Source organism: Nitratireductor sp. GZWM139, from assembly GCF_030068685.1.
GTDB lineage: Bacteria > Pseudomonadota > Alphaproteobacteria > Rhizobiales > Rhizobiaceae > Nitratireductor > Nitratireductor aquimarinus.
On sequence record NZ_JAMQML010000002.1, the window covers coordinates 162,329 to 184,610 of the forward strand.

A 22,282-nucleotide genomic window follows, 5' to 3' on the forward strand; every position below is an offset into this window, starting at 1 on the left:
GATAACTAGAGTTCACTGAAGACAACTGGGAATTGCACGCATGCGCTGGAAAGGCCGCCGTCAAAGCAGCAATGTCGAAGACCGCCGGGGCCGCTCGAGCGGCGGTGGTTCTTTACCGGGTGGGTTTGGTCGATCCGGCGGGCGCATAAGGTTGCCTTCCGGTGGTAGCAGGCGCGCTGGCGGCGGCTTGTCCGGGATCATTGTTCTTGTCGTCCTGTTCTTCGTTCTGCGGGCCTGCGGGATTGATCCGCTGGGCATGCTCACTGGCGAGCCTGGCGCAGGAAGCCAGACGACCACGACACAGCGTCAGGAAACAGGTGGCGCAAGCGACGAGATGAAGCAGTTCGTCAGCGTCGTTCTCGCGGAGACGGAAGACACCTGGAACGGCATCTTCGAGTCCCAGGGCCTCGATTATAAAGAACCTTCGATGGTTCTGTTCAGCGATTCCGTGCGTTCGGCCTGCGGTTTTGCTTCGGCGGCGACCGGGCCATTTTATTGCCCCGGCGACGAGAAGGTCTATATCGACCTGAGCTTCTTCGATCAGCTTGCCCGGCGTTTCGGCGCGACCGGTGATTTTGCCCAGGCCTATGTCGTGGCGCATGAGGTTGGGCATCACGTGCAGAACGTGACCGGCATCCTGCCGCGCTTCAACCAGATGCGCCAGCGCATGAGCCAGGCCGAGGCCAACGCCATGTCCATCCGTGTCGAATTGCAGGCGGATTGCTTCGCCGGCATCTGGGCGCATTACACGGCCCAGAAGGGGCTTCTGGAAGATGGCGATATCGAGGAAGCGCTGAACGCTGCCAACCAGATTGGCGACGACACCTTGCAGCGCCGCACCCAGGGGTATGTGGTGCCGGAGAGTTTCAATCATGGCACGTCGCAGCAACGGCGGACATGGTTTGCGCGGGGGCTCAAAAGCGGACGGCTGGCCGATTGCGATACGTTCAACGATCCGATCTAGGCGCAAACCGGCTGTTCTGCTGCCACCCAAGAGGTAGATCTGAACATGTTTGGACCAGGACGAATTCTCGGCCTTGCCGTGGCTTTGGCATGTGGAGCCGCAACCTCGCAGGCGCCGGAGTTCGCACAGCAATACCGCCAGCGCCTCAATGGCGCCCTGCATGAACTGAGGTTGGTGGTTTCGGCTTTCGATGCCGACGCCACCCGGAACAACCTCACCCGTGAGAGAGCGATTGTCGTCTACGAAGAGGCTGGCAGCGACTTTCTGCGTGACCGCGCCACGTCCGTTCGTGTCGCGATCGGGCGGCTTGGCGATCTGGAGCGGCAGTCGGCTGCATTTGACGAGGCTTCGCCCGTTCTGCGGCCGCTTATCGTCGCGCGCTCTCCCGATGGACCGCTTCTACAGGGCGCGCTGGATGATTATGAGCCAGCCGTGCCACTGACGCTGCACGGATTTATCTGGACAGGCGTGGGCGTTCTATTTGGCTTTTCTGTAGTCTGGCTCCTGGGACTACTGTTCCGTAGAAAAAAGCATTACCCGGCTCACAATTTACGCGTGTAAAATTTACAACTCGCGTTTAACGTGTTTTTAAAAGCAGAGAAATAGATTGCCCCAAACAATAAAAGCTTGGGTGGGCATATGATTTCTCTTTTAGAACGCTTTTTGCGTTCCGGGACGCGCTTGTGTGAGCGTTTCGGAGCGGACCGATCCGGCAATTTTGCAATGATCACGGCTCTGTCGGCGATGGCCCTCATCGGGGGCTCTGGCTTTGCCCTGGACTACGCGAATATGAGCCGCGTGCGCGCAAGTCTCCAGAACAGTCTGGACAGCGCAGCACTTGCTGTCGCGCAAAAGGGCAAGACGATCACGGATACCGAGGCGCGCGCGATCGCCGAATCCTATCTTGCGGGCAATCTTCCCGTTGTTTTCAAGAATCTGGACGTTGACCGTGTCGGTGAATCCGTCACCGTAACGGCGGACGTGGACGTCAAGCTGTTCTTCGGCGGTATTCTGGGGAAGGAAAGCATGCCGGTTTCCGCCCTGTCGAAGGCGGATGTGGCGCTGATTTCCTATGAAATCGCTCTGGTTCTGGACACGACGGGCTCCATGAGCGGACGCAAACTCCGCGATATGAAAACGGCGGTCGAGGGACTGATCGACAACATCTCTGCGCAGGTCAAGGATCCCGAGCGGCTGCGGTTTTCGCTTGTGCCATTCTCGACTTTCGTCAATGTCGGTCCGCAATTTGCACCGGATTTCGACAAGAACGGCAAGATCGTCAAGGATACTGGCGCTCCATGGCTTGATCTCGAAGGCGTCAGCGAAATCCCGCAGCTTGAGCTGGAAGCCGGGGTTAGCCGCTTCGAAGCCTATCACAATATGGGGCTTGAATGGAAAGGCTGCGTTGAGACACGCATGCCCGATGGCGACAAACGTCACGATGTCGCCGACACCGAGGCCGTTCAGACGCATCAGGCGTCACTGTTCGTACCCACGTTTGCGATTGATGAACCTGAGGATTATCGCAACGATTACATCGAGTCCGAGGTCGACCCGCGCGGCAATGACCGGGAAAAGAAGCTCAAGAAATACGGTTACAACGGCTACAAGCAAATCTTCAAGCGCGTCGCGCTGGAAGACTTGGAGGACAATCGCGGTCCGAACTATATGTGCGTTTCCGAGCCCCTGACGCCTTTGACGAACGACTACGCCGATCTGAAAACGAAGGTTAAAAAGCTCAAGGCAAGCGGCAACACCAACATCATGGAAGGTGTGGCGTGGGGCACGCGGGTTCTCTCGCCGCACGAGCCCTTTGCCGGCGGCGATCCGAATGACGGCATCATCAAGGTGATGGTTGTGCTGACCGACGGCAAAAACATTTTCGGTGTTCGTGATGACAGGCTGCGGTCGCGCTACTCGAGCTTTGGATACATGGTCGACGGCCGCCTTGATGGTGAAGTGAACGCCAGCTCCAGCAAGTCGACCAAGCTGATGAACAGCAAGACGCTTGAAGCCTGCACCTATGCCAAAGCGGACGGGATCGACATCTATACGATCCGGCTTGAAGAGGACGACTCCGATACAGGTACGCTGATGAGCGCCTGCGCGAGCCGGCCGGACCAGTATTACGACACCCCCTCCAGCAGTCAGCTCAAGAAGGTGTTCGAGAACATTGGCGAGAAGATCGTCCGGCTTCGTCTGTCGACCTGACGGAAGCCGGAGTGCTGAAAAAGAAAGGGCGGCCTGTGAGCCGCCCTTTTTGCTGTGTCGTTATTCCGCCAGTGCGGGCTCGCCGCGCCGTTCGCGGATCAGATTGGCGAAGCGGCGGAAGAGATAGTGCGAGTCCTGCGGGCCGGGCGAGGCCTCCGGGTGGTGCTGCACCGAAAAGACCGGGCGTCCGGCGATGGTCAGGCCGCAATTGCTGCCGTCGAACAGCGAGACATGGGTCTCTTCCACACCTTCCGGCAGCGTGTCGCCATCCACTGCAAAGCCGTGGTTCATGGACACGATCTCCACCTTTCCGGTGGTGAAGTCCTTAACCGGGTGGTTTGCGCCATGATGACCCTGATGCATCTTCACCGTCTTGCCGCCAAGCGCCAGGGCAAGCATCTGATGGCCGAGGCAGATGCCGAAGACCGGAATGTCGGTTTCAAGCAGTTCACGGATCATCGGTACGGCATAATCGGCGGTTGCCGCCGGATCGCCGGGGCCGTTGGAGAGGAAGATACCGTCGGGCTTCATGGCGAGGATGTCGGCGGCGCTGGTCTTGGCGGGCACCACCGTCACCTTCGCGCCGAGACCGGCCAGAAGGCGCAGAATGTTGCGCTTCGCGCCATAGTCGACAGCGACGATGTGGTGGGTCGGCTCGTCCTGCGCGCCAAACCCTTCATCCCAGACCCACGGCGTTTCCGTCCAGCCCATCGACTGGCCGGAGGTAACCTCCTTGGCGAGGTCGAGGCCGACCAGACCCGACCATTCGCGCGCCTTGCTCTTCAGGGCTTCGATGTCGAACGCGCCATCGGGATTATGTGCGATCACCGCATTGGCCGCACCCTTTTCGCGCAGAAGCGCGGTCAGCGCACGCGTGTCCACGCCGCTGATGGCCACGATGCCGCGGCGCTTCAGCCAGCCATCGAGATGGCCGCCGGAGCGGTAGTTCGAGGGGTTGGTGATGTCAGCGCGGAAAACAGCGCCGACCGCGCCGGCGCGCGCCGCCGGGTGCAGGTCTTCGATGTCTTCGTCATTGGCGCCGACATTGCCGATATGCGGGAATGTGAAGGTGACGATCTGCCCGGCATAGGACGGATCGGTCAGAACCTCTTGATAGCCGGTGAGCGCGGTGTTGAAGCAGAGCTCGCCAATGGCCTCTCCGCCAGCGCCAATGCCTTTGCCCTCTATGACAGTGCCATCGGCAAGCACGATGAGAGCCGTTGGCCGGGTCGTGCTCCATGGGGCGGTCTTGGTCGCCATTGGGAAGTCTCCATCCTTCGTGTGCCCGGGCGCGATCACGGTCATATGACCGGGCGCTCCGTTCAGGTTCCTTTAGCATGATCTGCGAGCAGACCGGTTCTCACTTTTTGCCGCCGAGCGCAAGAGGCTTGCGCCCGAGGGGCCTTGAAAGAAAGTGCCTTATAGGCCATATGGCCCATCGACATGGGTCCAGCCCCGGGCGAAATCGCCGGTGGATTCAGGCCGAAACGGAAATTGTCCATGCAGGTCGCGGACAATAGGCAAAGGCTCAAAAACGGTCAATCTGTAGCAAATAAATATTTATGCCAATGTTTCCAATGACTTATGGGGGCGTTGCGGCTTGCTTCGAGATTCGGCCGGGGCTATGTTCATCCTAGTGACTGGAGACAGGTGTTATGATGCGCGAGAAACTCGCCAGGGCGTTGAACGATGCCGTCAAACAGAAGGACAAACGCCGCGTTTCGACGCTGCGTCTGGTTCAGACCGCTATCAAGGACCGCGATATAGCCAATCGCGGAGCCGGCAAGGATCCTGTGAGTGATGAGGATATCCTCCAGATTCTCTCGAAAATGGCCAAGCAGCGTCAGGAATCGGCAAAGGCTTTCGAAGAAGGAAACCGCCTCGAGCTCGCAGAGCAGGAGCGCGAGGAGATCGTGGTGATCACCGAGTTTCTGCCAAAACCCCTTGGCGAAGACGATCTGAAGCAGGCCTGCGCCCAGGTGGTGCAGGAAGTCGGCGCAGACGGTTTGCGCGACATGGGGCGCTGCATGAACGTTCTGAAGGAAAAATTCCCCGGCCGTATGGATTTCGGCAAAGCCAGCGGCATCGTGAAGGGCATGCTGCGCTAGCGCCTTTCACATATTGCGGGAAACAGGATGTCAGGGCGGCTCGATCGGGTCGCCCTTTTTGCATTGAGGCGAAGAGGGGTTTGACCTTCCAGCGGCTGGAAGGAGTAACGCAGGAGCGAACACATATCTCTGGAGGTGTGCAATGGCCGATGCGCATAAACATGATCACGCTGAAAAAGCCTGCTGCGGCGGACATAAGGAGGCTCACACCGAAGCCTCGGCGCGTGACCCGGTTTGCGGTATGGACGTGACGATAGAGGGAGCCGGGCACACGCTGGAGCACGGCGGTGAGCGTCACTATTTCTGCTCGCAGCGCTGTCAGGACCGGTTCGAAGCTGATCCGGAGCGGTATCTGGATGGCGCGCGGCAACAGGAGCCCATGCCCAGGGGTACCCAATACACCTGTCCCATGCATCCCGAGATCATTCGCGACGAGCCGGGTTCATGCCCCATCTGCGGCATGGCGCTGGAGCCCATGGGCGTGCCCACCGGAGAGGAGGGGCCCAATCCCGAACTCGTGGATTTCACCCGCCGTTTCAAGGTAAGCGCAGTTCTGGCGGTTCCGCTGCTGCTGATCGCGATGGGGCCGATGGTTGGCTTGCCTTTCCGCCACTGGATCGGTGAGCCGCTTGCGGTCTGGCTGGAATTCGCGCTGGCAACGCCCGTGGTTCTGTGGGCGGCGCTGCCGTTTTTCCGTCGCGGCTACGATTCCATCGTCAATCGCAGCCCCAATATGTGGACGCTCATCTCCATCGGTGTGGGCGCGGCCTATGCCTACAGCGTCGTCGCCACCCTGATGCCGGATATCTTCCCGGCCCAGTTTCGCGGCGAAGGCGGTGTGGTGCCGGTCTATTTCGAGGCAGCGGCCGTCATCGTGGCGCTGGTCTTTCTCGGTCAGGTGCTGGAGCTGAGAGCGCGTGAGCGCACCGGCTCGGCCATCCGCGCGCTGCTCGATCTTGCGCCGAAAACCGCGCGGCGCATCGCCGACGATGGTTCGGAGGCCGATGTGCCGCTGGATGACGTGCGCGAAGGCGACCGGCTGAGGGTGCGCCCCGGCGACAGCATTCCCGTCGACGCCACGGTCGAGGAGGGGCGTTCCTCCGTCGATGAATCCATGATCACCGGCGAGCCCGTTCCCGTCGAAAAGGCCGAAGGGGACCCGGTAACGGGCGGTACGATCAACAAGAATGGCACGCTGATCGTGCGCGCCGACCGGGTCGGTTCGGAAACGGTCCTGTCGCAGATCGTCGACATGGTGGCCAAGGCCCAGCGCTCGCGCGCCCCCATTCAGGGGCTGGCAGACCGGGTTTCGTTCTATTTCGTGCCAACGGTGGTGCTGGTCGCCATCATTGCCTTTGTCGTCTGGGCGATGTTCGGTCCTGCGCCTTCAATGGTCTTCGCCATCGTCTCGGCGGTCTCGGTGCTCATCATTGCCTGCCCCTGTGCGCTTGGGCTTGCCACGCCCATGTCGATCATGACGGCGACGGGCAGGGGCGCGCAGGCGGGTGTCCTCATCAAGGACGCCGAGGCGCTGGAGCGCTTTGCCAGGGTGGACACGCTGATCGTGGACAAGACCGGAACCCTGACCGAGGGGCGTCCGAAACTGACCGATGTGGTGGTTGCCGAGGGGGTCGACGAAAAACGCTTCCTCAAACTGGCGGCAAGTCTGGAGCGAGGTTCCGAACATCCGCTGGCCGAGGCAATCGTCGCTGGCGCGGAAGAGCGTGGCGTCACACTCGAAACGGCTTCCGATTTCGAGGCAATCACCGGCAAGGGTGTTTCCGGCACGGTCTCGGGCAACCATGTCGCACTGGGCAACAGGGCGATGATGGAAGAGGCCGGCGTCACGGTTGACGCTCTGGTTGAACAGGCCGACGCACTGCGCAGCGATGGCAAGACAGCCATGTTCGTTTCTGTCGACGGAAAGGCAGCCGGCCTCATTGCCGTCGCCGATCCGGTCAAGGAGACGACGGCCGATGCGATCCGCGCGCTTCATGATCTCGGCCTCACCATCATCATGGCGACCGGCGACAATGCCCGCACGGCGAAGGCGGTCGCAGAACGCCTCGGCATTGATGAAGTGCGCGCCGACATGCTGCCGGAGAGCAAGCAGGCGCTGATCGAGGAGCTGCGCGCCAAGGGAGCCAGCGTGGCGATGGCGGGCGATGGCGTGAATGATGCGCCTGCACTCGCCGCTGCCGATGTGGGCATCGCCATGGGGACCGGTGCAGACGTGGCTATGGAAAGCGCCGGCATCACGCTGGTGAAGGGCGATCTGAACGGGATTGTGCGGGCGCGCGCTCTGGCGCGGGCAACGATCCGCAACATCAAGGAGAACCTGTTCTTTGCCTTTGTCTACAATGCGCTCGGCGTGCCGGTGGCCGCTGGCATTCTCTACCCGGTCTTTGGCACGCTTCTGTCACCGATGATCGCAGCAGCGGCGATGAGCCTGTCTTCGGTTTCCGTGATCGCGAACGCCCTGCGCCTTCGCACCGTGAAGCTCGGATAGATCTGGTTCTTCGCGAAGCCAGAAATGAAAAAGCCCCGTCCTGAGCGGGGCTTTTTGTTGAGATCTCTCAGGCTGCGTTCGCGTCGGAGCGCTTTTGCTCCCCCGTTTCGAACTCCCGGAGCACATCCTCGATCGGGCTGGGTCGACCCAGATAATAGCCCTGTCCGATCTGACAGAACTCGCTGGCGAGAAAGCTGAGCTCGCCGGAGGTCTCCACACCTTCCGCCAGCACCGGCAGGCCGAGGCCGCGCCCGATGCCCAGAACCGCTTTCACAATGGTTGCGGCCTGTTCGTTGGTGTCCACCTGACGAATGAAGCTGCCGTCGATCTTGATCTTGTCGAACGGGAAGGCGCGCAGGTTGGAGAGTGAGGAATAGCCGGTGCCGAAATCGTCCATCGCCACCTTGATGCCGAGCGCCTTGAGCTGGCGCAGCGTGGTGAGCGCACGGTGCATGTCGCGCACCAGGGCCGTTTCGGTGATCTCGATCTCCAGGCGATGCGGAGAGAGGCCGGTTTCCAGAAGCACGCGATGTACGGTCTGCGGAAAGTTCACGCTGTGCAGCTGCACGGCGGAGACGTTGACCGCGATCATGAGATCGTCTTTCCAGCTGGCCGCTGCGCTACAGGCAGTCTGCAGAACCCATTCGCCGATCGGCACGATGGCGCCGCTTTCCTCGGCAACCGGAATGAAGACGCCCGGAGAAATGTTGCCGCGCTCGGGGTGTTTCCAGCGCAGAAGCGCCTCGTATCCGATCAGCTCGCCCGTATCGAGCTTCTTCTGTGGCTGGTAGACGAGGTGAAACTCTCTGCGGCCCACCGCATGGCGCAGCTCATGCTCCATGATGCGCCGCGCGCGCGCTTCCTGCCCCATTTCGTGTTCATAGAAGCGATAGGTATCGCGGCCCTCGGACTTTGCGCGATAGAGCGCGGTGTCTGCATGGTTGATCAGGGTCTCCTGATCCCGGGCGTCCTGCGGATAAAGCGCAATGCCGATGCTGGTGGACATCAGGCCATCATTGCTCGCCTGCTCGTTTTCCTTGCGGAAAGCGTGCAGGATTTCCTCTGCGAGTGCCGCAGCCTCGCGCGGATCAGAAAGCCCCGGTGCAATGATCGCGAACTCATCGCCGCCAAGGCGCGCGAGCATCTGCCCATGGCGAAGCGCACGGCCAGCATTGTCGGCGACCTTGCGCAGCATCGTGTCTCCGGCTGCATGGCCAAACAGGTCGTTGACCTCCTTGAAACGGTCAAGGTCGAGACAGAGAAGCGCGATGGATTTGCCTTCCGGGAGCGCTTCCATCTCTTCTTCCAGCCGGGCGGTGAAGTTGCGCCGGTTGGGCAGGTTGGTCAGCGTGTCATGCATGGCGAGCCGGCGGATATCGGCCTCCGCCTTCTTGCGCTCGCGCAGGTCGCGCACAGCGACGACGGTGTGCGGCTTGCCGCTGTAATCGATGACGCGCGAAAGAAGTTCAACAGGCTGCGTGGTGCCGTCCGCATGTTTCAGCGTGGTCTCCCAGACCGGTTCATCGGCAAGGACGCCATTCTTCTCGATGGAGGTGAAGAGCTTGGTGAAGTCGATGCCGATGAGCTCATCGAGCGGGCGGCCGCTCAGTGTGCAAAGGCTTTGGTTTGCGGTGATGATGGTGGTGTCATCGCATACCAGAAGCCCTTCCATGGCGGCGTTGGCGAGGCCGCGCATGCGGCGTTCTTCGGTGATTGCACGGCTGCGGTCACGGATGTCGACCCACAGCGCTACGGCCGTCATCAGGAAGATCATGAAGGCTGCGAACGCGACCGCCATGGCCAGCCACATGGACGGTATGGAGAAGGGCGAGATGGTGGTCGTCGGGTCGGGAATGATCGAAACGGCGCCCATCGCGGTGAAGTGCATGGTGCAGATGGCCAGCGTGAGCGTCAGGCTCGCGGCGATGGTCTTGGCTTCATTGCTGCGGGAGAGCGCAATGCGCATCGCCAGTGCGCCAAGCACCACGCCGGCAATGAGTGAAGCGGCGACCAGCCCCATGTCCCACACGAGACGGCCTTCAACCTCGAGGGCTGCCATGCCGGTGAAGTGCATGACGGCGATGCCGGAGCCGACAATCGCGCCGCCGACCAGTTGATGATCGAGTTTCTGGCGGGCGGCGACCGACATGCCGAGTCCGCTGAATAGGATGGCGAGCAGAAGGGAGACGGCTGTGAGCGGCACGTCATATGCCGTAGGAAGGCCCGGAGCGAAGGCGAGCATGGCAATGAAATGCGTCGCCCACACGCCAAAGCCGAAGCAGATTGCGGCAACGGCGGTCCATAACCAGCGCGTGCGTCCGGTGGATTTACATAAATGCTGGAGCAGGATTATCGCTGCAAAGGATGCGATGGCTCCGATGACCCCGGCGAGAAGCACCATTCCCGGGTCGTGTTCATTGACGATGCAATTGTAAACCGTAAGCACTTTGTGTCCCGCCACCTGATCGTTTTGTCAGTCGCTGGCCGTGCATTCGGGCGCAGCGCGCTGTTCTTTGAACCAGCGTTTAGCATCACTGTTTTGAATAATCGGTTAAGTTGTATGGCGGTTATGAAGTACCAGCCTGACGGGGCAGGGCTGTGAATACCGTGAAGAAGCCGGATCTCGATTCGCCGTCGCCGACGAACGTGCTTATATGGAGCGGCTAGAGGCTCTGAACTGAACAATGCGCTTTCCGAATTCCTTTCTTGATGAGATACGCGACCGCGTTCCGATTTCGCAGGTGATCGGCACACGTGTGACGTTTGACAGGCGCAAGACAAACGCCTCGCGCGGCGACTATTGGGCCTGCTGTCCCTTCCATGGCGAGAAGTCCCCGAGTTTTCACTGCGAGGACCGCAAGGGGCGTTACCACTGTTTCGGCTGCGGCGTGTCGGGCGATCATTTCCGCTTTCTCTCCGAGCTCGATGGAATAAGCTTCCCCGAAGCGGTCGAGCGCATTGCCGACATGGCCGGTGTGCCGATGCCGCAGCGCGATCCGCAGGCGGAGCGTCGCGAGCAGAAGCGCGCCTCACTCTCCGAGGTCATGGAAATGGCGGCAGGCTATTTCCAGAGCATGCTGCAGGAGCAGCAGGGCGCCGAGGCGCGGGCCTATCTGCGTTCGCGCGGGCTCTCCAGCGCCACGCAGCAGAGCTTCCGCATCGGTTACGCGCCGTCGAGCCGCAATGCGCTCAAGGAGTTTCTTGCCGGCAAGGGCGTTGGGAAGGATCAGATCGAGGCCTGCGGTCTTGTCGTGTTCGGCCCCGATATCCCGGTTTCCTATGATCGTTTCCGTGATCGCATCATGTTTCCCATCGAGGATGCACGGGGACGGGTGATCGCTTTTGGCGGTCGCGCCATGTCCAAGGATGTGCCTGCCAAATATCTGAACTCGCCTGATACCGAGCTCTTCCACAAGGGAACGGTGCTCTACAATCTGGCGCGCGCGCGCCGTGTGTCCGCGAAGGGCGACACCGTTATCGCGGTGGAAGGCTATATGGACGTGATCGGGCTTGCGCAGGCGGGTTTTGAAAACGCCGTTGCGCCGCTCGGAACGGCGCTCACGGAAAACCAGCTCGAACTGCTCTGGCGCATGACCGGTGAGCCGGTCCTGTGTTTCGACGGCGACGAGGCCGGGCTGCGCGCTGCCTGGCGCGCTGCCGATCTCGCCCTGCCGGTGGTGCAGCCGGGGCGCAGCCTGCGCTTTGCGCTTTTGCCCGAGGGCAAGGACCCCGACGATCTGGTGCGCGAGGAGGGGCCGGACGCATTTGCGGCGGTTCTGTCCGGCGCGCGCCCGCTGGCCGACATGCTCTGGATGCGCGAAACCTCCGGCAAGGTGTTCGATACACCCGAACGCCGCGCTGAGCTGGAGCGCAATCTGCAGGCGCTGACGGCGCAGATCCGCGACGAAAACCTCAAGCGCCACTACAGCCAGGACATGCGTGAGCGTGCGCGCACCTTCTTTGGGGGCGAGCAGTCGAAGCGTGGCGGCCAGCGTGGCTACCGCGATGGCGGCGGTGGTGGTGGGCGCAATCGCGGTTTCAGCGGCAGGCCCGGTGGGGCGTCAGGACGGCTTGCGGTTTCCGAAAGCCTGGCCCGCTCGGCTCTGGTGCGCAGTTCCAAACCCGCAATGCCGCTGCGCGAGGCAACCCTCCTCGTGACGCTGGTAAATCATCCGGGCCTTCTGGATGAGTATTTCGATGCGCTCGATCAGATGCTTCTGGCCAGTGCCGATCTCGGTCGGCTGCGCATGTCTCTTCTGGATGCGGTGGCGCACAACCCCGCGCATGACCGGGACATGATCCTCAAAAAGATCGAGGATGACGGACTGGTCGGGATCTGGAAGCAGGCGGAGGCGCGCGTGAAGGGCGCTTACATGTGGCCGGCCCTTGAGAATGCTGCTCTGGACGATGCGCGGGAGGCTTTTGCGCAGACCCTCTACTTGCACCGGCGCGCAGGCTCTCTACATAAGGAGCTGAAAGCGGCCGAACTGGCGCTCGCAAACGATTGGAATGAAGAGGATGCGCGGCATCTGACTGAGATCCAGGCGGAGTTGAGCAATCTGCAGGCAACTGAAGCGCTCATTGAAGGCTTCGGTCTTCTATCAGGGCGTGCGAATCGATCTTGAGCGTGACAAACCTATCTGGTTGGCTAAAAACCGGCCGAAACGGGAAAAAGCACGAGAATCACCCTCTGATTCGCTTTTTTACTCCGAATCAGGGTGCTTCGGCTTGACGTTGCGCCGGAATGCAGGAATCAGGTTCGATTCGAGAATGGGCTGTGCCGACGCCGCGAAAAGCGCGGCACGCAAGAGAAAAGATACTGAAATTGGACACGATAGGGAGTCCACCTAAGTATCAGGGTTAATCCGACATTAACGCGGCCGGCGCTAGACCACGAATCAGGTTGCGGGATGTCGTGACGGACAGCCGTTGCAGCGGCGGCGACGGGGTGGCATGGAACCCCGCTCGGTTGGAGAAGGCAAAGCATGGCGACAAAAGAGAAGGAAGAGGTCGAAACCGAACGCGAGGGCACCGACGGCCCTTTGCTCGACCTTTCCGATGACGCAGTCAAGAAGATGATCAAGGCCGCGAAGAAGCGCGGCTATGTGACAATGGACGAGCTTAATGCCGTTCTTCCTTCTGGCCAGGTCAGTTCCGAACAAATCGAAGACACCATGGCGATGCTCTCGGATATGGGCATCAATGTGGTCGAGGATGAGGAAGCTGCGGAAGACAACGATTCCAATGACAGTGAGGAAAGCAGCGAGCTGACCACGCAGTCGGGAACGGCTGTCGCCACGACGACCAAGAAAGAGCCGACGGACCGTACCGACGATCCGGTGCGCATGTATCTGCGCGAAATGGGCTCGGTCGAGCTTCTGTCGCGCGAAGGCGAAATCGCCATCGCGAAGCGCATCGAGGCTGGCCGCGAGACGATGATCGCGGGGCTTTGCGAAAGCCCGCTGACCTTTCAGGCGCTCATCATCTGGCGTGACGAACTCAACGAAGGCAAGATCCTGCTGCGCGAGATCATCGATCTCGAAGCGACCTATGCCGGCCCGGAAGCCAAGCAGGCGCCGGTCGTTCAGCGCCCTGATGAAGAGAACAAGCCTGCTGATGACAAGTCCGCGCGTTCGCGCAGCGACGACGTCACCAATGTAGGCGGCGAGGGCCAGAGCGAGGAAGAGGACGACGAAGAGGATGAGGCCAACCTGTCGCTTGCCGCGATGGAGGCCGAACTCAAGCCCGGCGTCATGGAGACGCTGGACTTCATCGCCGACACCTACAAGAAACTGCGCAAGCTGCAGGACCAGAAGGTGGAATCGAGCCTGGCCGACGCCGACAGCCTGTCGAGCAGCCAGGAGCGCCGCTACAAGCAGTTGAAGGGCGAGCTGATCACTTCGGTGAAGTCGCTTTCGCTCAACAATGCGCGTATCGAGACGCTGGTCGAGCAGCTTTACGACATCAACAAGCGCCTTGTGCAGAACGAGGGCCGTCTGCTGCGGCTCGCCGAAAGCTATGGCGTGAAGCGCGAATCCTTCCTCAAGGAGTATCAGGGGTCCGAGCTCGACACGAACTGGACCGAGCGCGTTGCAACGCTTTCCGGCAAGGGCTGGAAGGAGTTCTCGAAGAACGAAGCCAGGGCGATCGAAGATCTGCGCACCGAGATCCAGAATCTCGCGCAGGAAACCGCGATCTCCATCGGCGAGTTCCGTCGCATCGTGAACCAGGTGCAGAAGGGCGAGCGCGAAGCTGCAATCGCCAAGAAGGAGATGGTCGAGGCCAATCTGCGTCTCGTGATCTCCATCGCCAAGAAGTACACGAACCGCGGCCTTCAGTTCCTGGATCTGATCCAGGAGGGCAATATCGGCCTGATGAAGGCGGTGGACAAGTTCGAGTACCGCCGCGGCTACAAGTTCTCCACCTATGCGACCTGGTGGATCAGGCAGGCAATCACCCGTTCGATTGCCGACCAGGCCCGCACGATCCGCATCCCGGTCCACATGATCGAGACGATCAACAAGATCGTCCGCACCTCGCGCCAGATGCTGCACGAGATCGGCCGTGAGCCGACCCCGGAAGAGCTGGCCGAAAAGCTGGCCATGCCGCTGGAGAAGGTGCGCAAGGTGCTCAAGATCGCCAAGGAGCCGATCTCGCTCGAAACCCCGGTGGGTGACGAGGAAGATTCGCATCTCGGCGACTTCATCGAGGACAAGGGCGCTGTCCTGCCGATCGACGCGGCCATTCAGGCGAACCTGCGTGAGACCACCACCCGTGTTCTCGCTTCGCTGACCCCGCGCGAGGAACGCGTTCTGCGCATGCGTTTCGGCATCGGCATGAACACCGACCACACGCTGGAAGAAGTCGGCCAGCAGTTCTCGGTGACGCGTGAGCGTATCCGCCAGATCGAGGCGAAGGCGCTGCGCAAGCTCAAGCACCCGAGCCGCTCCAGAAAGCTGCGGAGCTTCCTGGACAGCTAATCAGAGGTCACTCACGACCTGCGATAAAAACCCGGCTGCAAAGCCGGGTTTTTTGTAATCTGAATTTGTAAAACAATAATTCTATATTCGTCCGTGATCGCCTTTCCTTTCTGATCTATAATTTGATTTGTTCTGTTTATTTAAGCGGCGCCCTTGGCGTGCTCGGCGTTTTCATTGAGCCGGGAGAGCGTGATGAGAGCTTTGAAAGCCTCGCGGCTGTCTTTCCTGGCAAGGTGCAGGGCAGTGCGTCGGTTGCGGATGTCGACCTGGGCGGGCTCCTGCCGGACGACCTTGCCTATTGGTTCTATGAGGGCTCGCTCACGACGCCGCCTTGCTCCGAAATCGTCGACTGGATGGTTTTGCGCACACCAAAGCGGGTCGCGGCTGAAGACATTCGCCGGTTCACGGCGCTCTATTCGGGCAATGCAAGGCCCGTGCGCCAGTCAAACCGGCGCTTCATCCTCGCTTCGCGGTGATTGGCATCAGGTTCTTTCGCCGGCATGCGCGGGCATATTCGGAATGATGAGGGCCGGGCTTCGTGTCCGGCCTCCTTCATTCTCCGTAAGGTCCTGATTTACCTCCAAAGCCCAGCTTGCAACGCCAGTGTGGCAGGCGGCAGGATTTGTTGCAGGCGGTATGGGCGATGAAGGGCGCATCCGGTCGGTGGCCGGTGTGCGTCGCAGGGAGGTGTGACATGACCACCTACATCATTCTCATCAACTGGACCGACCAGGGCATCAAGAATGTGAAGGATTCGCCAAACCGGCTGGAAAGCGCGAAGGCTGCGCTTTCCAAAATGGGTGGCACCCTGCGGGCGTTCTATCTGACCATGGGTGAATACGACATGGTCGCCGTGTCCGAGGCCCCTGACGATGAGGTTGCGGCGCGCTTTGCGCTGACGCTCGGCATGGGCGGCAATGTGCGCACGAAGGTGGTGAAGGCCTTCCCCGAAGCCGCCTATCGCGACATCATCGGCTCGCTCGGTTAGGGATAAGCTCGCTCCGGTGCGCTTGACAGGTTCGGCTCGCCGGGGCACCACCTCCGGATGCGACAGGCAATTCTCTCCGTGTCGACCATGGGCGCGGGGCTTTACGAATTTACCGATCGGGTTGAGGATTTCGTCAGGGAGGCAGGTGTTGAGGCCGGTCTCCTGACGGTCTTCGTGCGTCATACATCCTGCTCCCTGACCATTCAGGAAAACGCGGACCCGGATGTGAAGCGGGATCTGGAGGTGTTCTTTCGCCGTCTCGTGCCGCCCGCGGATGATGCTTCAATGAGCTGGGTGGTTCACCGTCTGGAAGGTCCCGACGACATGCCGGCCCACATCAAGGCGGCGCTGACACAGGTTTCCATCGGTATTCCGGTGGTGCGGTGGCGTCTGGCGCTTGGAACCTGGCAGGGGATCTACCTCTTCGAGCACCGCACACATCCGCACCAGCGCGAGGTGGTATTGCACCTCTCCTGAGGAGAGAGTGTTCGCAATGGTTTCGCAGCAATGCTTCTGCGGGTAAAACGATATCAAATATCGAATTTGACGGGAGTAAGCGTATGTCATTCTTGAAGCGGCTTTTCGGGGGCGGTGGCAGCGCGCCGGAAACGGGTGAGGCAAAGCCTGTCGGAGACGCGGTGGAGCACAAGGGCTTCACGATCCAGCCGACGCCCTTCTCCGAAGGCGGCCAGTTCCAGACCTGCGCGCTTATCACCAAGGACGTGGATGGCGAACGCAGGGAACACCGGCTGGTGCGCGCGGACCGTTTCCCCAGCGCCGAATTCGCCGCCGATCAGTCGATCCGAAAGGCGCGGCAGATGATCGATGAGCAGGGCGAGAAGATCTTCACCTGATCTTCAACGAGCGGGTCTGACTCGCTGGTTCTTTGTGCTGAAAGGGATTGCACGTTGACGCTCGCGGCATCGCTGTTTCCGATCCTGTGCTGGATCTTCTACACCGTCTTCGCCAGCTGGCTGGAGAAGCGCCGGCCGTCTCTGTCCATCATCATGGGCGCGCAGCGCCATCGCTGGGTGCGCAATGCCGTCCGTCGCGAAACGCCCATGGATGCAATCCTGTCGGGCAATCTCATGGGGGCGGTGTCTTTCTTCGCCTCCACGACGGTGCTGATCATTCTGGCGATGATTGCCGTCTTCGGGCAGGTCAATGCGGTGCTGGACGCGGTGACGGTGATGCAGCCGGCGCTCGATGTCGACAAGGCGGCGGTCGAGCGGCATCTGGTGATCTTTCTGCTGATGTTCGTGATGGCGTTTCTGTCGTTCACGCTTTCGCTGCGCCAGTTCAACCATTTCTGCATCATGCTTGGCGCTGCCGACGATTCCGAGGAAAGCGACCCGGAAGAAATCTACATCATGGCCGCGCTCAACACGATTGCGGCGCGCAACTTCAATCAGGGCATTCGCGCCTACTACTTCTCGATCGGCATGATTGCGTGGTTTGTCTCCGCCTGGGCGGCGATTGCGGTCAGTCTCGTCATCTTCGCCTCCATTCTCTACCGGGAATTCTTCTCCGCCGCACGCGAGCTCGTGGCGGGTCTCAAGGTCGAAGTCATCGAACCGGCTGGGAAAAAGGGCCAAGTGGGCGCGAAGACGGTGGGCGAGAAGACGGGTGCGCAGAAGCCCTGACCGGCTTCTGTTCAAAGCTGGCTATGCCTGTCCGGTTTTCTGTCTGGCAGCATCAGCCCATTGGCTGAGTACTGCGAACGTATCGGCCTCGCTCGTTCGGTCGATGGTCATGCGCACCAGTCCATTGTTCCAGATCTTGCAGGGCAGGTCTTCAAGAAGTCTGCGCGGCAGGATTTCCTTGCCATCCGGCGTGCGGTTTTGAAAGCTCACGAAATTGGCGTTGGCCGGATAGACTTTCAGCCCCCGTATCGTTTCAAGCAGATTTTTGAGTCTGACTGCCGCCTGATGGACAAGCCGGCCCTCCTGGATAGCGAGTGCGTACCAGTTCTCCTCAAACAGGGTCCCGAGCGCCGTGATCTGCGCAAAATCCAGCATGTAGCGTGGCTGGTTTCTTGAAATCCTCTGCAAAAGCACTGCCGGAGCAATTATTGCTCCAAGTCGCATGCCGGCCACCCCAAACGCTTTTGAAAACGACAGGAGATTGATGAAGCCGTATGCCAGATAGGATCTGAAGAGCGCCGGGCCAAAGTCGGGCCGGAAAAACGCATACGTGCTGTCGATGGCGATGTGGCGTCTGGTCGATACGGGGATGGCATGCAGATCCTCTGCGCACAGCCAGTCGCCTGTCGGATTGTTCGGGTTGCAGACCAGAAGGTGGCTGTTGGCGTCGGGAACAAAGTTCATGAGGGACGCCGGGTCGTAATACTCGACGGCCAATCCGCTCGCCTGCATGATCGTCCCGTATGCAAAATAGCCGGGGGAGGGCAGCGCCACGCTTGCAGCTTCGGTCGCTGCAAAGCGTGCCAGCAAATCCAGTGCCTCCGTGCAGCCATTGGTTGGAAGCACATTTTCTGGAGCCATGCCGAACCTTGCGCCTATGCATCGCCGGGCGGCCATGGCGGAATTCGCGGGATAGCGCCGCCAGTCCAGGGTGCGCAGGCGTGACGCGACCGCCTCCTTGAATGCATCGGGGAAGGACCAGTCTGACAGGGTCATGTCGATGCCCCTGGGTGGTGCTTCATAGATCTTGGTTGTCATGTCTCGTCTCCTCCTCAACGGTCGGGCAGGGTGCGCGGCGCCAGTAAGCCATTGCTGGCTTGAAGTTGAAGCAGGCAGGCAAACAGAAGGCGTCCGAAGAGGAGGGTGAGCCAGGTGGCTTCAAGTGTCAGGCGACCGGTGAACCACAGCCCTCCGACAATGGGCAGCACAAAGCCCCAGAGCGAGCCGGCAAGCGCCAGCAGAACCTGAAACGGCGACATCGTGACCTTCATCACTGCAGCCCTGAATGCCGCACAGGGTTCGATCAGGAACTGTATGGCGATGGCGCACAGGATGAGTGGTCCGCTTGTCGTCCAGAAGCAGCTCGTGCTGAACGGAGACAGGCCCGCATTCCAGGCTGCTATTCCCAGCAGTGTCAGTGAGAGAAGCGCGCAGATCGAAACAATCGCCATGAACATGGAGCGCTCGGTGGCTTCAAGGTTCTCTGTTCTGTCGAGGGAGCGCAGCATTCGCCCTGCGACCACGCCGAAAGACTTGAGCGGCACGATGAAGGTGCGAACAATCGTAAAGCCGATCGACGTGTAGGTGGCGGCGGCGGGGTCGGTTGCACGCAGGGCTGTCAGTACAAGCCAGAATGTCGAGGAGAGAACGATGATATCGCTGCCGGAAGCGAGCGCCTGGCCGGAGATCGCGTAGCCTGCGCGCCATGAGCCTGTCGGCTGGAACAGGGTTCTGAGGTGATTGGTGATGCGCAGCGCTATGCAATAGCGCAGGCTGATGTAAATCTGCGTCGTGAGGCTGATCATCCCCACAAAGCTGAGCAGAAGTGCGGGATTTGCTGGAAGAAACTGAAGGGCGCTTGCTGCCGTCAACTGCAGGAGAATTGCCTGAAAGGTGACGGCGAGCTGAGTGTTTTCCATCTGTGCACGTACCAGATAGCCTCCCATGAGTGCGTTCAGGCCGGTGACGGGAAAACCAATCGCGCAGAAGACAAGGTAGGCTGGGAGCAGCGAAGACAGATCGTCCGAGATGAGGAGAATGGTCGTTGATGTCACGCCGAACAGAAGCAAAAGGCTTCCGCAGAGGAGATAAAAGGCTTCTGCCATTCCCTTGATTCTGAAAGGGCGGGACTGCTTTCTGCGTTGAGAAATCACAACGATCCGAAAGCCGGAGAGTGGGACGGAGAAGGCGGCGCAGAGAAACCACCCCATGCCATGCGCGGCTGCGGCCTGGGTGCTGGTTGTCGCCAGCGCGACCGAGAATATAAGTCCGCTGATGCCGGCTGCAAATATCGCGAATGAAAGTTGGCCGCCTCTCTTGAGAAAATCGCGCGTCGTGCGCTGCAGGAATCGTGTGTTCATTTTTCGCCAGATTGAGGCGGTGGGATTTCCTGCGCCTGCTTTGAGCCGATATCATTGATTTGAGCCAGTGAAAGGCCGAGTTCTTTTTTGAGAAAACGACATATGGTCCAGTAGTCGGATATTTTATCGGTAAACGGTCCAAATCTATTTATGTATTTTGGTAGCCATTCGAGAATCTGATCTACCATTTGTTCTTTTCCTACCTTCTTGCTGTATTCCTCCATGCTGATGGTTTCGTGGTGTATGAAGCGCTTTCCGGGGAGTTTCTTGCAGAGGTTGTCGTAGGACGCGGTCTGCATGATGAACTCATGCCAGATGTCATCAACTTCGGCGTTCAGCGGGATGAAGGATGTGTCTTCATCCGAGGCAATCGTCATGAACTTCAAGAACTCTTCAACCTGTAGAACGAGCACGGCGTCACTGCGTTCGGGAAGGTTTTCTTTCAGGACATCCCACATTTTCGCAGTTACATATTTTTCGGCAAGCATATGACTCTCCTGCGTTGTCGGAGACAGGGCGCTTGAAAGCGCCCTGTCTTTGCACTCATACAAATTGGTATTCTTCTTCCTGATTAACGGCGCAGCATGAGTGTCCGTAGGACAGAAGCTTCAGGAAGTGGCGCTTCAGGATAACTTCGCGGATATTTTCGTGGGTCATTTTCGTCTCCACTAATTTTCACGCGTCTCGTCTGAGGCGCGTATTTATTTAAATATTGTTTTCGTTTGATTTCAACATCTATAAATAAAAAACAATGTAAGTGATATACTATATTTGTTATACTTGTTTTGATTTTTGGGAGTTATCTTTAATGGTTGCATTGTTATTTTGGGTGTATTTCGAAGTAATTCTTCGGTGAACTTGAAATTTCTGGCAGGCGAGCAGTGATGTGGTGCGCCTGGCGCCCCGACCGCGTGTTGCGGGGGCGAAGCTATGGCGGCCAGAAGCGCTGCAAGGCGCGATGCACCGCGCTTTGCAGAGAGCCGTCAGGGGGAGGCATGGTGCCCCGATATGAAAGGCGGGTTATGTCAGGCTTGCCGAGTGGGGGCCGGGGCTGTGGTGAGGCCTTCGATAAGCCCGTTCAGGGCCGCGATCTGCGCATCCGCATCGCTGCCCGCGTCGATGGCAAGGGCTGCCCGATCAAAGGCGGCTGCCAGCAGGCCCGTCAGTGCATCCAGTGGCAGGCTGCGCAGCGCGCCTGCCTCCATGGCTGCGTGGAGCCCTTCACGCAGGATGCATTGCCGCAGTAGCGGGGGGGGCATATGGGGAGCCGCGGCGCTTTTGCGGCGGCGGCTCCCGGCCGGCTCAATCAGCCGGCGACGACTTCGACGATCTCGATCTCGAAGACCAGGTCGTGCCCAGCCAGCGGGTGGTTGGCGTCGACGGTGATCTCGGCTTCGGAAACGCCGACAACCGTCAGCGAAATCTGGTTGCCGTCCGGGGTGGTGGCCTGAAGGTTGGAGCCGACCTGCACTTCCATCTCCGGCGGAAGCGCCGTGCGCGGAACCACCTGAACCTGGTTTTCGTCCCGTGCGCCATAGGCTTCTGCGGCAGGAATGGTCAGCGTTCCGCTCTCACCCTGCTTCATGCCCTGAATCTGCCGGTCGAGGCCGGGAATGATCTGGCCGCTGCCGACCTTGAACTCAAGCGGCTCGCGTCCGGCTGATGAATCGAACTGCGTGCCGTCAGCCAGCTTGCCAGTGTAATGAATCCTCACGACATCGCCGCTTTTGACCTGGCTCATGTCTGTCTCTCAATCGCTTTTGTGTGAGAAGATGGTGACGCGGCATAGCGCTCAGCGTCGGTGAACAGGGGGTGCGGCAGCGCCCTTCACCCCTTGCTGACACAGCCTAGTGCGTCAGATACGGCCCTGTAAAGCGATTGTGGCAAAACGGCCGGGGACAGCGCGGCGTCCCCGGCCTTTGCGGCAGTTCTTTCTGGCCCGGCGCTTGGGGAGCTGGTTGATGCGGGCCAGCCGCCGCGATCTCTGACGGTCTACTTTCCGGTGATGGCCCAGTTCACGCCAAACGGATCGCGGATCTGCCCGTAGCGGTCTCCCCAGAACATGCGCTCAAGCGGCATCACTACTTCCACGCCCGCGCCAACGGCGCGCGACCACCACCCGTCCACATCCTCCACGGCCAATGTGAGCGTGTATCCGGAGTGCTCACGCAGTGGCTGGCCGTATTCCGGGTAGGCATCGCTCAGCATGATCGAGCCACCATGGATAAGGAGGTGGATGTGCATGGTGCGGCCGCTCTCATCCTCGGGATGGCGATGGATTTCGGTCGCGGCGAAGGCCTGCTCATAAAACGTGGCCGCCTTTGATGCGCCGTCCACCATCAGATAGGGGGCGACACCGCCCTGAACCTTGGGCAGTTCCTGATTTTCATCAACGGTTACGCTGGTTTCGGACATGATGGCTCTCTCCTCATTGGGGACCGGAAAGTCGGCCCATGTCGGAAGGACGAAAAGCGCTTGGCCCTTCCGACAGTGAGCGTGCGTTTTTTTGAAGGAAAGTG

19 protein-coding genes and 1 pseudogene are annotated in these 22,282 nt (G+C 60.0%); 12 read left to right on the forward strand and 8 right to left on the reverse strand.

The genetic code is table 11. From position 1 onward, the window contains the following. Positions 1 to 40: 40 nt before the first annotated feature. The 3 genes from ypfJ (at position 41) to NDI72_RS03225 (ending at position 3,175) form a co-directional block, all read left to right on the forward strand. Complete coding sequence (gene ypfJ / locus NDI72_RS03215) at positions 41 to 964, forward strand: KPN_02809 family neutral zinc metallopeptidase (RefSeq protein ID WP_113155739.1); 924 nt, start codon at positions 41 to 43, stop codon at positions 962 to 964. Positions 965 to 1,009: 45 nt separating this feature from the next. Then, a complete protein-coding gene (locus tag NDI72_RS03220; RefSeq protein ID WP_283799569.1) occupies positions 1,010 to 1,525 on the forward strand; it encodes a DUF2937 family protein in 516 nt (171 codons plus the stop codon). A gap of 162 nt (positions 1,526 to 1,687) precedes the next feature. After that, a complete protein-coding gene (locus tag NDI72_RS03225; protein WP_283799570.1) occupies positions 1,688 to 3,175 on the forward strand; it encodes a TadE/TadG family type IV pilus assembly protein in 1,488 nt (495 codons plus the stop codon). A gap of 60 nt (positions 3,176 to 3,235) precedes the next feature. Here NDI72_RS03225 and carA read toward each other — a convergent pair whose 3' ends face one another. Further along, positions 3,236 to 4,435, reverse strand: a complete 1,200-nt coding sequence (gene carA, locus NDI72_RS03230; RefSeq protein ID WP_206543964.1) for a glutamine-hydrolyzing carbamoyl-phosphate synthase small subunit — start codon at positions 4,433 to 4,435, stop codon at positions 3,236 to 3,238. Positions 4,436 to 4,833: 398 nt separating this feature from the next. Here carA and NDI72_RS03235 point away from each other — a divergent pair, with 398 nt between their 5' ends. Together NDI72_RS03235 and NDI72_RS03240 are read left to right on the forward strand one after the other, a co-directional pair. Further along, positions 4,834 to 5,283 carry a GatB/YqeY domain-containing protein gene (locus tag NDI72_RS03235; protein WP_113156380.1) on the forward strand — a complete coding sequence of 150 codons (450 nt, stop codon included), beginning with the start codon at positions 4,834 to 4,836 and terminating at the stop codon, positions 5,281 to 5,283. Positions 5,284 to 5,425: 142 nt separating this feature from the next. Further along, the gene (locus tag NDI72_RS03240; protein ID WP_283799571.1) at positions 5,426 to 7,792 is read left to right on the forward strand and encodes a heavy metal translocating P-type ATPase; all 2,367 of its coding nucleotides are present in this window, start codon (positions 5,426 to 5,428) and stop codon (positions 7,790 to 7,792) included. Positions 7,793 to 7,859: 67 nt separating this feature from the next. Here NDI72_RS03240 and NDI72_RS03245 read toward each other — a convergent pair whose 3' ends face one another. Further along, positions 7,860 to 10,238, reverse strand: coding sequence for a bifunctional diguanylate cyclase/phosphodiesterase (locus tag NDI72_RS03245; protein WP_283799573.1), 2,379 nt, complete (start codon positions 10,236 to 10,238; stop codon positions 7,860 to 7,862). Positions 10,239 to 10,476: 238 nt separating this feature from the next. Between NDI72_RS03245 and dnaG the strand changes: the two genes are divergently transcribed. The 7 genes and pseudogenes from dnaG to NDI72_RS03280 all read left to right on the forward strand — a co-directional run bounded on the left by dnaG (position 10,477) and on the right by NDI72_RS03280 (position 17,403). Beyond that, positions 10,477 to 12,417 carry a DNA primase gene (gene dnaG, locus NDI72_RS03250; RefSeq protein ID WP_206543961.1) on the forward strand — a complete coding sequence of 647 codons (1,941 nt, stop codon included), beginning with the start codon at positions 10,477 to 10,479 and terminating at the stop codon, positions 12,415 to 12,417. Between the two features lie 360 nt (positions 12,418 to 12,777). Next, positions 12,778 to 14,772, forward strand: coding sequence for an RNA polymerase sigma factor RpoD (gene rpoD / locus NDI72_RS03255; protein ID WP_113155733.1), 1,995 nt, complete (start codon positions 12,778 to 12,780; stop codon positions 14,770 to 14,772). Between the two features lie 143 nt (positions 14,773 to 14,915). Beyond that, a pseudogene (locus NDI72_RS03260) lies at positions 14,916 to 15,248 on the forward strand (carbonic anhydrase family protein); the annotation flags it as partial. 218 nt (positions 15,249 to 15,466) lie between these two features. Next, positions 15,467 to 15,760: a GYD domain-containing protein gene (locus NDI72_RS03265; protein WP_113155731.1), complete on the forward strand. Its 294-nt coding sequence runs from the start codon at positions 15,467 to 15,469 to the stop codon at positions 15,758 to 15,760. A 57-nt stretch (positions 15,761 to 15,817) separates the two neighbouring features. Next, positions 15,818 to 16,237, forward strand: a complete 420-nt coding sequence (locus NDI72_RS03270; RefSeq protein WP_206543959.1) for a secondary thiamine-phosphate synthase enzyme YjbQ — start codon at positions 15,818 to 15,820, stop codon at positions 16,235 to 16,237. Between the two features lie 83 nt (positions 16,238 to 16,320). Then, positions 16,321 to 16,614, forward strand: a complete 294-nt coding sequence (locus NDI72_RS03275) for an HlyU family transcriptional regulator (RefSeq protein WP_206543958.1) — start codon at positions 16,321 to 16,323, stop codon at positions 16,612 to 16,614. Positions 16,615 to 16,668: 54 nt separating this feature from the next. Beyond that, entirely contained in the window at positions 16,669 to 17,403 is a 735-nt protein-coding gene (locus NDI72_RS03280) for a DUF599 domain-containing protein (protein ID WP_206994126.1), read from the forward strand. A gap of 21 nt (positions 17,404 to 17,424) precedes the next feature. On the opposite strand, the gene NDI72_RS03285 is transcribed toward NDI72_RS03280, so the two are convergent. The 6 genes from NDI72_RS03285 to NDI72_RS03310 all read right to left on the reverse strand — a co-directional run bounded on the left by NDI72_RS03285 (position 17,425) and on the right by NDI72_RS03310 (position 22,178). Next, positions 17,425 to 18,441: an aminotransferase class I/II-fold pyridoxal phosphate-dependent enzyme gene (locus tag NDI72_RS03285; RefSeq protein WP_283799576.1), complete on the reverse strand. Its 1,017-nt coding sequence runs from the start codon at positions 18,439 to 18,441 to the stop codon at positions 17,425 to 17,427. A gap of 14 nt (positions 18,442 to 18,455) precedes the next feature. Beyond that, positions 18,456 to 19,508, reverse strand: a complete 1,053-nt coding sequence (locus tag NDI72_RS03290; RefSeq protein WP_206548186.1) for a hypothetical protein — start codon at positions 19,506 to 19,508, stop codon at positions 18,456 to 18,458. A 251-nt stretch (positions 19,509 to 19,759) separates the two neighbouring features. Then, positions 19,760 to 20,251, reverse strand: coding sequence for a UCP032817 domain-containing protein (locus NDI72_RS03295; RefSeq protein ID WP_283799578.1), 492 nt, complete (start codon positions 20,249 to 20,251; stop codon positions 19,760 to 19,762). Positions 20,252 to 20,788: 537 nt separating this feature from the next. Beyond that, entirely contained in the window at positions 20,789 to 21,022 is a 234-nt protein-coding gene (locus tag NDI72_RS03300; protein WP_283799580.1) for a hypothetical protein, read from the reverse strand. 47 nt (positions 21,023 to 21,069) lie between these two features. Then, complete coding sequence (locus NDI72_RS03305) at positions 21,070 to 21,504, reverse strand: FKBP-type peptidyl-prolyl cis-trans isomerase (protein WP_113155724.1); 435 nt, start codon at positions 21,502 to 21,504, stop codon at positions 21,070 to 21,072. Positions 21,505 to 21,755: 251 nt separating this feature from the next. Continuing rightward, the gene (locus NDI72_RS03310) at positions 21,756 to 22,178 is read right to left on the reverse strand and encodes a VOC family protein (RefSeq protein WP_206543954.1); all 423 of its coding nucleotides are present in this window, start codon (positions 22,176 to 22,178) and stop codon (positions 21,756 to 21,758) included. Between the last annotated feature and the right edge of the window lie 104 nt (positions 22,179 to 22,282).